The 13,643-nt window shown below is 39.3% G+C and carries 9 protein-coding genes; 4 read left to right on the forward strand and 5 right to left on the reverse strand.

Going from position 1 to position 13,643, the window contains the following annotated elements:
* Positions 1 to 9: 9 nt before the first annotated feature.
* The gene (locus FIB07_12435) at positions 10 to 2,364 is read right to left on the reverse strand and encodes a PAS domain S-box protein (GenBank protein NJD53663.1); all 2,355 of its coding nucleotides are present in this window, start codon (positions 2,362 to 2,364) and stop codon (positions 10 to 12) included.
* A gap of 320 nt (positions 2,365 to 2,684) precedes the next feature.
* On the opposite strand from FIB07_12435, the gene FIB07_12440 reads away from it, so the two are divergent.
* Complete coding sequence (locus tag FIB07_12440; protein NJD53664.1) at positions 2,685 to 5,684, forward strand: PAS domain-containing protein; 3,000 nt, start codon at positions 2,685 to 2,687, stop codon at positions 5,682 to 5,684.
* Positions 5,685 to 5,858: 174 nt separating this feature from the next.
* Here FIB07_12440 and FIB07_12445 read toward each other — a convergent pair whose 3' ends face one another.
* A complete protein-coding gene (locus tag FIB07_12445) occupies positions 5,859 to 6,299 on the reverse strand; it encodes a hypothetical protein (GenBank protein NJD53665.1) in 441 nt (146 codons plus the stop codon).
* A 384-nt stretch (positions 6,300 to 6,683) separates the two neighbouring features.
* Here FIB07_12445 and FIB07_12450 point away from each other — a divergent pair, with 384 nt between their 5' ends.
* Entirely contained in the window at positions 6,684 to 6,878 is a 195-nt protein-coding gene (locus FIB07_12450) for a hypothetical protein (protein NJD53666.1), read from the forward strand.
* A gap of 448 nt (positions 6,879 to 7,326) precedes the next feature.
* Here FIB07_12450 and FIB07_12455 read toward each other — a convergent pair whose 3' ends face one another.
* Together FIB07_12455 and FIB07_12460 are read right to left on the reverse strand one after the other, a co-directional pair.
* Positions 7,327 to 7,563, reverse strand: a complete 237-nt coding sequence (locus FIB07_12455) for a type II toxin-antitoxin system HicB family antitoxin (protein NJD53667.1) — start codon at positions 7,561 to 7,563, stop codon at positions 7,327 to 7,329.
* Between the two features lie 368 nt (positions 7,564 to 7,931).
* Positions 7,932 to 9,122, reverse strand: a complete 1,191-nt coding sequence (locus FIB07_12460; protein NJD53668.1) for a hypothetical protein — start codon at positions 9,120 to 9,122, stop codon at positions 7,932 to 7,934.
* A gap of 830 nt (positions 9,123 to 9,952) precedes the next feature.
* On the opposite strand from FIB07_12460, the gene FIB07_12465 reads away from it, so the two are divergent.
* Complete coding sequence (locus FIB07_12465) at positions 9,953 to 10,654, forward strand: endonuclease/exonuclease/phosphatase family protein (GenBank protein ID NJD53669.1); 702 nt, start codon at positions 9,953 to 9,955, stop codon at positions 10,652 to 10,654.
* 53 nt (positions 10,655 to 10,707) lie between these two features.
* Positions 10,708 to 12,339: a radical SAM protein gene (locus tag FIB07_12470; GenBank protein NJD53670.1), complete on the forward strand. Its 1,632-nt coding sequence runs from the start codon at positions 10,708 to 10,710 to the stop codon at positions 12,337 to 12,339.
* A gap of 183 nt (positions 12,340 to 12,522) precedes the next feature.
* On the opposite strand, the gene FIB07_12475 is transcribed toward FIB07_12470, so the two are convergent.
* The gene (locus FIB07_12475; GenBank protein ID NJD53671.1) at positions 12,523 to 13,338 is read right to left on the reverse strand and encodes a hypothetical protein; all 816 of its coding nucleotides are present in this window, start codon (positions 13,336 to 13,338) and stop codon (positions 12,523 to 12,525) included.
* Between the last annotated feature and the right edge of the window lie 305 nt (positions 13,339 to 13,643).

The following is a 13,643-nucleotide window of genomic DNA, read 5'->3' on the forward strand; positions in this document are numbered from 1 at the left end:
TAACCGCCTCTATTTTGCGTTTAAAACCTTGTGTATGGTTTTAAGCAGCATCCAGGCCGTATAAGGCTTTGGCAAAAAAAAATCTGTATGTTCAGCGACTTTCGTAAGTCTATCTTTTTCTGTTAATCCGCTAACTGCAATAATCCTGACTTCGGAATTAATTTTACGGATAGCCCGGATGCCTGCTTCACCATCCATGACAGGCATCATCAGATCCATAAGAACAAGTTTGATTTCATCTTTATTTTTAGCATGCAAAGCTACTGCCTCTGCACCATCACTGGCTGTAAGCACTCTATATCCAAATGATTTCAGGGTCGAACTTGTAATCTCACGAATTGATCCTTCGTCCTCAGCAACGAGAATCAATTCCCCGTTCCCTACTGGCAATTCAGCCTGTTGCTCTTCTACTTTTTGTGTTTCGTCTGTTTTAATAGCAGGCAGATATACCCTGAATGTCGTTCCCTTTTCAACCTCGCTATAAATAGTTATAAACCCGCCATGACTTTTCAAAACTGCAAGAACTGTTGAAAGACCCAGTCCTGTGCCTTTGCCAGTTTCCTTCGTCGTAAAAAACGGCTCAAAAACCCTATCCAATATATGCGGAGGAATACCTGTTCCGGTATCTGAGACCGCGATAACGATATATGAACCGACTTTTGCGTCAGTATGCATCTGAGCATAGTTCTTATCAATAAAGAAATTATAAGCTGTAATGCCCAATGTGCCGCCATCTGGCATTGCATCGCGGGCGTTCACGCACAGGTTCATTAGAACCTGGTGCAGTTGTGTAGCATCCCCGGAGATTGTAAAGAGATCTTTCTGTATATCCGTTCGGATTTCAATTGATCTTGGAAATGTCTCTTTTAAAACTTTCTCAATTTCCCCGATAACATGTTTTGCAGCAAGAGGATTTCGTTCACCCTCGACACCCCGTGCAAATGACAGAACCTGCTTTATTAAACCGGCCCCGCGCTCCGAGTTATTTTCAAGAATAGTAAGCAATCTCTGGCTCTGCTCGTCTTTGAATTTTTCTTTTAACATTTGCAAAGATAGTATTATCGGTGTCAACACATTGTTAAGGTCATGCGCAATACCTCCAGCAAGCCTGCCAATGCTTTCTATCCTCTGGGCACGCAATAATTGCGATTCAATCTTTTTCTTCTCTGTGATATCAGTGTTTATGACGAGTATTGATTTTGGTTTTCCTTCGCTATCACGCATCAAAGTCCAGCGACTTTCTACAATGATTTCTTTACCATCTTTAGTTACCTGATGCAGTTCACCTGTCCATTCGCCATTCCTGATAACGCTTTTTTTAGCTTCAATAAGACCGGGTGACTCTTTATTATATATAAGCCTGTCAGCATTTTTGCCTATGGCTTCCTCTGCAGTCCAGCCATATAGCCTCTGTGCACCTTTATTCCAGTAGGTGAGATGGTGTTCCATGTCACGTACTCCAATAGCATCCCGCGCTTTATCGAGAAGGGCAGCTTGTTCCTGTATTTGCTTCTCAGCCTTCTTACGCTCAGTGACGTCCTTGGCAATAATGGAAAGACCGAACCTGGACGGATAGGCGTTAATTTCAAAAAAGCGGTCTTTGCCCTTAACCCGATACTTATTCACGAAACGCTCTGGTTTCTGTGTTTCTAATACTTTTCTGTACAACCTCTCTGCCCTTGTCTCTTTTAACTCCGGGAAAAGCTCAAAGAGAGATTTTCCAATAGCATCCTTCGCCAGGATACCTGTAAGGGCTTCAGATGCAGTGTTCCAGTAGGTATATCTTAAATCCCTGTCCATCGCATAAAAGACCTCGCCTATGCTTTCAGCAAGCTCCCTGTATCTCTCTTCGCTGTCCTCTAATTCTTTATCAATCTGTTTGTGCTCAGTAATGTCGATTATTGCTGTTCTGCATTGACCGAATTTACCTTCGCTACCTTGCACTAATAGGCTTTCCAGCCGGGCATCGAACTGAACCCCATCCTTATCTGCAAGTTTGATTTCACAGGTTCGTTTGATGTTTGTCCTGAAAACCTGTCTGAGGTGTAAATAAAACGTATCCTTGCTATCCGGTGTAACATAAAGAGAAAATGGTTTTTTGATCAACAACCGCCTTTCTACACCTAATTTATCAGCGCCGACAAGATTAACATCTAAAATCTGCCCGCTTTTATCAAAAATAAAATAACCAATGGGAGCAAAATCATACAGGTCAGCATATTCGTTACGTGATCTTTCGAGTTCATTTTGTGCTTTGCAAAGCTCCTCATTCTGCATTTCAAGTTCGATCTGATGGGTTTTCAATTCATGGACAAGGCTCTGAACTTCCTCAACTGACATTTCTTGCAGATCTGTTATTCCCATGTAGTATTTTTTTCTATCCGCGTGCGCAGATTTTCTGATTCTTCATTTTTTTCACCGTTTTTCTATTCGGATAGGCGATATATGGCAACAGTTTACCTCCCTCATCCCATGATAAATACCTTTGCATCCTTTATATCAGACATAGATTTTACATATTATATTAATCTGACGCTCCGACAGTCCCACTATTTCACGTTTAAATTTTCTCAATTTCAAGAATAGTAAGCACGATGTTAAAGGGAAAATAGAATAACCCGGACTGAGTCCAGGTATAGCTTTTACAGTGAAAGTTAAATGTTAATAGAACAATGGTTATCAAGATGGCTGAAAAGATGGCTGAAAATAAAAAGAAACCAAAAAATAATGGAAGAAATGCTACTAATTCTACTTCCCCTGCCCATGAAAATATAGTGGCCATTAAACAGGATCAAGAAAGCCAGGAAAGCGCCTTTCCGGTAGTCGGCATGGGAGCTTCTGCAGGCGGGCTTGAGGCTTTAGAGAAATTTTTCAGCAATATGCCAATTGATAGCGGTATGGCCTTTGTCATCGTTGTGCACTTTTATCCTACTGCAAAAAGCGTCATGGCTGAGATATTAAAGAGATACACAAAAATGGAGGTATTCCAGGTAGAAGATGGGATGAAGATTGAACCAAACCGTGTGTACATCATTCCGCCTAATAAGGATATGGCAATACTGCAAAGGACATTGCACTTATATGATCCTGTAGTGAGCAGGGGTATCAGGCATCCGATCGATTTCTTTTTCCAATCTCTGGCAGATGACCAGAAAGAAAATGCCATTTGCATCATACTCTCAGGAGCGGGAACTGAAGGAACCCTGGGATTAAAAGCCATAAAAGGTGAAGGCGGCATGGTTATGGTTCAGAGTATGGAGTCTGCTGAATATGACGGCATGCCAAGAAGTGCAATAGCCACAGGACTTGTAGATTATATCCTGTCGCCGGAAAAAATACCAGAGCAACTGGTAAGCTATGTAAACCAATTTTATGATACGAAATTATTGAAACCTGAAAGAATCGTAACCGAACAAATTGCCAATTATTTACAGAAAATAATTATTTTGGTCAAAAATCAGACCGAGATTGATTTTTCTGCATACAAAAAGAATACTATCATTCGCAGAATTGAGCGGCGAATGAGCCTCCATCAAATCGGGAACATGTCAGATTATGTACATTACCTCCAGGAAAACCAGGCTGAGGTCCAGACCCTGTGCAAAGAATTTTTTATCGGAGTTACAAGTTTTTTCAGAGATCCTGCAGCTTTTGGAGCCCTCAAAGAAAAAGTAATACCGGAGATATTAAAAAATAAAAAACCTGATCAACCTTTGCGGATATGGGCTCCGGGCTGTTCAACAGGCGAAGAAGCATACTCTATAGCCATAGCCTTCAAGGAGTACATGGATGAGGTAAAAAATAATTTTCAAGTCCAGATTTTTGCAACTGATATTGACCGGGATTCTGTTGAAATAGGGCGTTCTGGTGTTTACCCGGGTAACATCGCAGTTAACGTGTCTTCTGAACGTTTAAATCATTTTTTTATAAAAAATCCAGATACATATACTATAAAAAAAGAGATAAGGGACATGGTTGTCTTCGCTCCTCAGAATGTTATAACCGATCCATCTTTTCTAAGGTTAGACCTGATAAGTTGTAGAAACTTATTGATCTATCTTATCCCAGAAGCACAGAAAAGGCTATTGTTCCTCTTTCATTACTCTTTAAATCCGGATGGGTACCTTTTCCTTGGCAGTTCTGAAACGATAGGTGAATTCACAGATCTCTACTCTGCCGTCGATAAAAAATGGAAAATTTATAAACGCATAGGACCGAGGGCACATGTACCTTTGATGATTGAACATGCCCCTATGGCTCCATCGGTTGAAATCCCGAAAATAGGTGAAATGAAAACAAGAGCGATAAATATCAACATTGGCGAAAAGATCGAAAAGACGCTGCTTGATATCCACATACCTCCATGCGCTATTATAAATGAGAAAGGCGATATCCTCTATATCCATGGAAGAACAGGTAAATATCTTGAGCCTGCCTCCGGAAATTTCCGTTCTAATATCAGTGATATGGCACGTGAAGGCTTAAGGACTGAATTGAATATAGCTATTCATAGAGTTATAACACAAAAAAAGGATGTTATCTTTCAGGATTTGAATGTAAAAACTAATGGCGCTTATCAAACCATTGATTTAACGGTCAGGCCTATAAAAGAACCGGAATTGCAGGGACTGATAATGGTCACCTTCCAGGATGTCCCATCTCCCAGGCAGTCAAGGTCAGTCAGAGCAACTTACAAATCAAAACAAGCTAAAGAGCATATTGCAGAGCTTGAAAATGAATTAAAGTTCACCAAAGAGAATCTCCAGGCTACAATAGAGGAACTTCAGACATCCAATGAAGAACTTAAATCAACCAATGAGGAGTTGATGTCTGCTAATGAGGAACTGCAAAGTACCAATGAGGAACTGAGTGCATCAAAAGAGGAACTCCAATCGCTTAATGAGGAACTGTCAACGCTTAACGCTGAACATCAGGCTCAAATTGGAGGGCTATCAAACACAGTTAGCGACCTGAACAATGTAATCGCAAGCACGGAAATTGCCACGCTCTTTCTGGATAACGACCTTCGAATTAAAGGTTATACCCCTGCAACCACAAGAGTAATCAACCTTATTAAAACTGATATTGGACGCCCTGTTAGTGACATTGTTTCAAATATAGAAGATGAAGACATATATAGAGAAGTTAAGGAAGTGCTCAATACTCTGGTTCCTAAGGAAAAAGAAATACTTGATAAAAAAGGGTACTGGTATTTAATGAGGATCTTACCCTATCGAACCGTAGACAATGTCGTAGATGGCGTTGTTATCACATTCATTGATGTCACTAAGCGCAAGCTGGCAGAGCAGAATGAGAAGGATGCACGGGTATACTCAGAGAGCATTGTAGAAACGATACAGCAACCCATCATGGTGCTGGATAAAGACCTGAAGGTAATATCTGCAAATCCGTCTTTTTACAGCACGTTTCAAGTTTCACCAGATGAAACTGAGAACAAATTCATCTACGATGTAGGCAATGGTCAGTGGGACATTCCCCAATTAAGAAAATTGCTGGAAGAAATCATACCCAGGAGTAAACAAATTAAAAATTTCGAGGTTGATCATGAGTTCCCCGGCATAGGGCGAAAGATAATGTCACTGAATGCCCGCCGAATCTATCAGGAGGGAAAAGGCACAGAGAAAATATTTCTGGCTATAGAAGAGATGATTTATCCTTGTTAATTACAGGGCAAGTTGCAGAGGTAACCGTTTGAAACATCAGCGCGCCCGAAAGAAGTTCAGATGTTCGCAATTTCGCATACACCTTCCCTAATTCACCGGGCTGCGCCGTCAGGGGATGCGGCTGGAAGCAGCATAGAAGGGGACGCGCTGGGTTTGAATGAGCGCAATCTACTTCTATCTATCAGCTAATTTGTCAAGAATTTTTTCGAGATTCTGATTATGTACCCTTTGCTCAGCAACAAAAGAACTCAATACAGAAGTATCCCCTTTAATATTTCTCAATACGTCAATTCCAATATCCAACTTTCTACCTAAATCCACAATCTCATCTGTATAAAGTTTTGAGAATTTTTCTGGAAGGAAAATATTAACAGATATTTCTTCTTTTTGAATATTATCGATTATAGCACCCTTTTGTTCTCCAAATGTTTGTATTTCTTTAAAGAACTTGGTAATTACACCGGATTCTCCCCTGCATACCATTCTTACACTACCATCAGAAGCATTGAAAACATAACCAGCTAAATTCAGTAGTCTTCCAACTTCCTCTATAAGATTTCTAAAGCCCACGTCCTGGACTTTACCAATAATTGATACATTGTAGCATTTCTGCATTCTTTAACTCATAGTTTTAAACTATATTAAGCTTAACTTGAAATATAACTCAATTTTTAGAGGTCCAATTCACCGGGCTGCGCCGTCAGGGGGATGGCTGGAAGATGCATCAACGGGAATGCGCCTGGGTATGAATGAGCGCTTGCGTCCTGGCTCATGCAATAATTGACCGTTATGATGAGGACAATAGCAAAATGGGAGAACTTACGAAAAACCGTAGATAAACGCAAATGAACGCAGATTTACCGCTACGCTTTACAAAAATCATATTGATGTCTCGGTTACAATATATATTATAATATCAAAAAAATAAAATTCAGGCGCGCCCAAAAATCACGATGCGTATCTGTGTTCATCTGTGTTCATCTGTGGCTAATTTGCCAGATGCATCGAGCATATCAAAAATCAGCGCGCCCGAAAGAAGTTCGGCTGCTCGCAATTTCGTATACATCTTCCTCAATTCACCAGGCTGCGCCGTCAGGGATGCGGCTGGGGAGCAGAAACGAAGGGGGAGGGAAACGATTGGCTTTTGAAGTGCATGGGATAACTTACGAAAAAACCACAGATAAACACAGATGAACACAGATTTATTGCTATGCTTTCTGAAAATCAGATTGATGTCTCGGCCACAATATAAATTATAAAATAAATATAATAAAATTTCGGCGCGCCATCAGAACCTCAGGCAACCACAAGCGCATCATGAAAAACAAATTTCCATGGAAGAAAAACAAATCCGGTCAAAAACACCACGAATTATTCAACTTTTATTATAAAATTATCATGCGCTCGAAAATCATGATGCGTATCTGTGTTTATCTGTGTTCATCTGTGGCTAATTTGCCCGATGCATCGAACAAATCGAAAATCAGCGCGCCCGATAGAAGTTCCGATGTTCGTACTGTCGCCCAATCTCCCAATCACCAGGCTGCGCCGTCAGGGATGCGGCTGGAAGCGGCACATAGGGGGGCGCGCATGTCTTAACACAAAAGAAATGAATCTGCCATAAGTCTTTTGTAAACTATTATTAAGTTGTTTGCTCAATGCTTGTTTCTGCAACAGCCACATATTCTGCAAATGACTTTGATTCTGGAATAGGTAACTTGTCCTCTATTAACCCGTGTATATGCATTTCAATAGCTTCATAAATGTTGTTTTCAGCTTCTTCACGAGTTGCACCTGTAGCCACACAACCCGGTAAGTCCGGCGAATATGCCGAATAATTATTATCCGCTTTTTCGATCACAACAAGGAAACGATACATATTATTTCATTTTCATTATAATCCATCTATAGGGATATTTAAACAATTCTATAATCAATCCTAATGGTGCTTTATTTATTTAAGTGGTTGGAATTGAATTTATTGTCATTCGCATCCTTTTTAAGGGAACAACTTCAAACATTTTTTGAATGAAAAACCGTGAATCTGTACTGTGGTCTAAGCCCCAATTCACCGGGCTGCGCCGTCAGGGGATGCGGCTGGAAGCGGCATTAACGGGGATGCGCCCGGGTATGAATGAGCTCTCGCGTATAGGCTTATGCAATAATTGACCGTTATAACTTAACTTCGCCACCTGCGGCTAAGTAAAACGTATTTTTATCCCTTTATACAATTTGCCAGATGGCTTTTTACCAACGTAATTTCAGACTATTATCCTCATATTTTTTGGTAAAATCCCCTAAAATACTGATTACTTCATTTGAAATATTGGATAGTACTGTAAATTTGAAGGCATTTTTTGGGTATACAACTGTAAGTGTCAAATTGTTCAGGAATTTCCTGAGTAATCTTATGTCTCTGACTACTGGTTTTTTAGCTAAATAAAGTGTCAAATTTACCAGGAAATTCGTGAGGAACGTAAGCAGCAAATAACCTTTGACTGCAAGAGGACTCCAATGTCGTATCGGTCTCAACTCCAGCCCATCCTTCAAACCTCGGATGAATTTTTCAGCTTTATCCCTTTCTTTGTATAACGAAAGAATTTTTTCGGGTTCATCATCGACAGAACTTTCAAGAGCAAAAAATCCCTCCAATCCATTGATGAAAGGATTACTTATTGGAGTAAGGGTTTTTTGGATACTTCCATGCAGAATAATGTAACCATCTTTCGTTATGACTGAACCAAGTTTCTTTCCTTTTTTGACTTTCTTCAGGTCCTTATCGTTTTTTTCGAGAAGCTTTAGATATTTCTTCTCTCTTTTCTGTAGCTGCTCCTGATACAGCTTTTCTGAAAAGAAAATATATATTGTTTCGTCATCTTTTTTCAGTTTGACACACTCATAAAAGGAATCGTTCATTTCAAATCTTTTCATGTTTCCATTCTTTTTTCCCTGATGAAAAAAATGAATAATTGGTTTGTAGATTTTCTTTTTCTTAGCTTTCAAAGTAAGATAATGATATTTTCCATTGCGAACCATTTTTTTATTTGTTTTTGTGTTGGCTCCACAATCGAATATTAAAACACTGCCTTCACCTAATACTTTTTTGACTGCTTTGAAAATATGATCGAAATGTGTTTTATCCTGGATATTTCCTTTTTGGATTGTCAATGCAGTTGGAATATTGTTGATTCCGGTACTGATCCCAAATGTGATTTGTTTCTTTCCGGGGGCTCCATCTCTTGAGTAGCCTAAAGCACCCAATTCAGGTTTAGTACCTTCAAAATATGTTGACGAGAAATCAATGAATTGCTCTTTTGAGACGAGATCGTTTTTTGCTAGGAATTGCTGATGAAGTTCCAAGATAATCTCAAATTTATCTCCAATTCGTTCAATAGTTCTATAGAAATTTCGTTCTGCTGGTGTTTCTTTTAATCCCAAGCATTCAAAAGCTTCATCAGGGTATATATTCGGGATTTGATTAATGGAAACATTATCTGTCAATTTGTTGTAGATTAATGATTTTACGATTTTCTGGAAATCCTTGGCTTTTCCTCCGATTTTTCCGAACAAAAAATCAAGGTAACCAAAATCTTTTTTAATTCTATCGAGCAATACAATATTGCCTATTGGGAAAGTTACATTTTCATGCAAGGTTGTTCACAAAAACTTCTGAAATGTGATTTCCCTTTTATAGGCTATCTGGCGAAGTCAAGTTATAATTAGGAAAATAGCAAACATGGATAAGTAATAAATGGGGACAAAAAACCGATAAACTTTAGAAGGGCATGGGATAACTTACGAAAAAACCGCAGATGAACACAGATTTACTGCTGTGCTTTACGAAAATCATATTGATGTCTCAGTTAAAATATGAATTATAATATCATAAAAATAAAACTCAGGCGCGCCCAAAATCATGACGCGTATCTGTGTTTATCTGTGTTCATCTGTGGTTAATATGCCAGATTCAACAAAATCATCAAAAATCAGCGCGGCCGAAAGAAGTTCGGCTGTTCGCAATTTCGCATACATCTTCCCTAATTCATCGGGCTGCGCCGTCAGGGGATGCGGCTGGGAGTAGCATCGAAGGGGGCGCACCGGGTGAAAATTGGCGTCCACAACTTGGAATTCATATAATTGCTGCCAGTATTGGGAGAAGTATTTTTATGAGTATAGCATATAATGGATAAAAAAGATTTAGTTCTGGATCAAGGAAAGGTAAGCATAGAAGGCAATTCAGTCATAATTGTTAGGCAGGAAAAACATAAATGAAAATTGTAACTTGGAATGCAAATATGAAATTCAGAAAAAAAGAAGGACTCTTAGTCAAGCAACTTGATCCAGACATTGCCTTTATACAAGAGTGTGAGTCTCCTGATAAGTATCCTGATGAGTTTCCATATAAATTATTTCCATTTAGAATTTGGAAAGGTGAAAATAGAACCAAAGGCATAGCTGTATTTTCTAAATATGAAATTAGGAAACTGGATGAAAAAAGTTTATCATCACGGTATTATATCCCTTTTAAGATAAATGATACTTTTTTTATTGGAATATGGGCAATGAATGATAAAGAAAAACCTCAAAATCGTTATATTGCGCAAGTGTGGAATATTTTAAATGAATACCATGAATTATTTAATAAAAATCTAATTATATTGGGTGATTTTAATTGGAATATAATCTGGGATAAAAAAGAAAGTAATTCTCTTGAAGGAGATTTTCAAAATGTTAATGAAATACTAAATAAGAACGATATTGAGAGTGTTTATCATCATTGGTTCAAAGAAGATTTTGGGAGAGAAAAAAATCCAACATATTTCATGTTCAAAAAAGAATCAAAATCATATCATACGGATTATATTTTTTTAAAGAAAAATACAATAGATAATATTAAAAATTTTTCAGTTGGAAAATATAATGAATGGATTGGTTATAGTGATCATATGCCTCTATTGATAGAGATTTAATTGTATTATGGTACTTCAACACAAATAAAAACAATCCCCAAAAACAACACACTATGCGCGTCCTGATCCTTGACGGGTATGTAGACGAACCTGCATGCCTTGGCGTTCCGCCGTATATGGCTCCTTATCCTCGTTATATAGCAGGCGCTCTCATCGAAAAAGGAGTTCAAAAAGAGAATATCGTCTATCGCACTATAGACCAGCTCAGAACGCGCAGAGAGCCTCTGCAATTTGATCTTTATATTATCATAGCAGGAATGACAGTCCCGGGGAAATATTTGAGATCATCACCCATCACCCTTAAAGAGATCAGCGAATTATCGCACCTTGAGGGTACAAAGATAATCGGAGGACCTATCAGGTTAGGATTTGGCGAGGAAGGCGGCTCATCTGCAAAAGATTTTTCTGTTCCCGGAATTACGCTTGCAAAGAAAGATATCGAAGCGTTCGTTTTTGATCTTATGGAACACAACGATCCGGCTTCAATCAACCACAGGATGCGCACAACCAGCGAGATAGGCAGATGGGCAGAATCGGGCGCTTTCATCATCACCCAGCATCCTGATTACCCGTTTGTTATGTGCGAGCTTGAGACATACAGGGGATGTCCGCGCCATTCACATTGTTCTTTCTGTACAGAACCATTCTACGGAAAACCTGATTTTCGTGAAATAAACGATTGTTTAAGAGAGGTTTCAGCTCTTTACCAGAATGGGGCGCGCTATTTCAGGCTGGGAAGACAGCCCGACCTGTTCATGTACCAATCAAAAAAAGGTGTTCCTGACCCGGAAGCTTTAGAAGAACTCTATAGCGGCATACGAAAAGCTGCCCCAGCCCTCAAGGTGCTGCATATGGATAATGCCAATCCCGTAACAATAGCAAAGTATCCGGATGAATCGCGAAAGATCGCAGAAATAATCGTAAAATATCACACACCAGGAGATGTCGCAGCACTTGGAATGGAAAGCGCAGACCCTGATGTGATAAGTGCAAACGACCTGAAAGCAGCGCCTGATGAAGTATTTGAAGCCATAAAACTCTTAAACGAGGTCGGAGGGACACGCGGAACAAGCGGCCTTCCTGAACTTCTGCCGGGAATTAATTTTGTTCATGGATTGAAAGGTGAAACAAAAAAGACATTTGAACTCAACTCTGGCTTCCTGAAAAAAGTGTTAGATAGCGGCCTTATGGTCAGGAGAGTGAATATCAGGCAGGTCATGACATTTGCGGGAACCCCGATGCAGGGGCATGATGAAGCCGTATGGAAGAATAAGGAGCTATTCCTTCGCTATAAAGAAAAGATCAGGAACGAGATTGACCTTCCCATGCTTCGTCGCCTGGTCCCGGCAGGCACGATCCTTAAAGACGTCAGGACGGAAATTTTCGATAAAATTACATTCGGAAGGCAGCTTGGTACATATCCCCTGCTTGTGGGAATCCCACTCAAACTTGATCCTGGCTGCTCCTTTGATATTCTCGTCACAGGCCACGGTCACAGATCGATAACCGGGATTCCTGTGCCTGTCGATATTAACCGTCTTCCGGTTAAATTACTGGATATGCTCCCCGGAATTGATAATAAACAGGTTGCAGAGGTGATGCGGGGAAGACCATTCAAAGACAGGGAGGATATTATGAAACGGACATCCATCCGGGGAAAGATACTGGATACAATTCTTTTATAATCATAAATATTATTATAAGGATTTTTCATGCAATATCTTTATGATTATGAGGAACATTATATTAACCGGATAGAGATGATGAATATTCGAATAACAAAAGAAAAAATTGCAATATGGGTGCTTGCCCTGATTGCCATAGGCTTTTCCAGTTTTCCAAGATAGTTCCGGTAATTCTTTATTTTGTTAATTATTTAATAATGCATTTTTCGCAAGTGTCTTATAATATTCTCTTGTGATCTCCTTTGATATCTCCGCCGCTTCATCCGGAAGTTTTTTATCACCTGATTTTTTTCCGATCTCAACACCTGTTTCCAGTATCTTTAACAAAACTGCGGACTTCTCAAAATCATCCGTGACATTTTCAGCCATTTCTCTTGCTTTCCTGAAAAAACCATAACTCCGGTTATCATTAAGCCTGGCCAGGATAGCACTGGTATCGCAATATGCCGGTATTTGATATATCGTTTTGATCCCTTGGCTTTTTTCGAGTATCCCAATAGACCTGTCAAGCAATTCCAGTGATTTTAATCGATCAATATCTGCCATTACCTTTGAAAGATTCCTATAAGCCATTGCACGATATGTGTTCATCGGTATTCTTTTTGCAAGGTCAAGAGACCCGGAATAGATCATCTCATCTTTTTTATTAATACCATATTTCCCGAACGCAGATACGATTTCAGAAAGCCCGACGGAAAGGTCAAGATCATTATCTGTTTTTTCCGTGATCTTAACAGCATCATCGAATGTTTTTTTATCTTTCCGGTTCATCTTCGAAATGGCACGGATGATCTCAACATAAGCTTTGGATGGATCATCAGAAACCATTCCTGCGATCTTCATTGCCTCTTCAATATACTCCGGATCGTTTGAACGTACCGCATCCTGGGACAGGATTCCAACTATGGTCCTGTATTTCCTTGAGCGTTCTACCGGGTCGGGAATACCAGCAGCCAATCCGATAATTTTTTTTATTTTGTTGATGTTTTCATCATGCATATTCCCGGATTTACAGGCGCTTTTGTTATATATCCTTGCTCATTCCTGATCGAACAGTGAACATATGAGAGTTGTTTTAATATTATTAAACATTATATATATTGCATATCTCCTGGCGAAATTACCATAACATTTATAACTCACTTCTTTCCATAATTACAATCAGGATAATTGGATAGAATAGGAAAATAGATCAAAAAACGCAGTTCAGCGACATATCAGTTTAATGACAGTATGTCTTATTTCCTGAGTCATCCTTAAAAATTGGAAAAATGACTTCATTTTCTGAAACTGAGCATAACTAA

The organism is Candidatus Methanoperedens sp., from assembly GCA_012026795.1.
Classification (GTDB): domain Archaea; phylum Halobacteriota; class Methanosarcinia; order Methanosarcinales; family Methanoperedenaceae; genus Methanoperedens.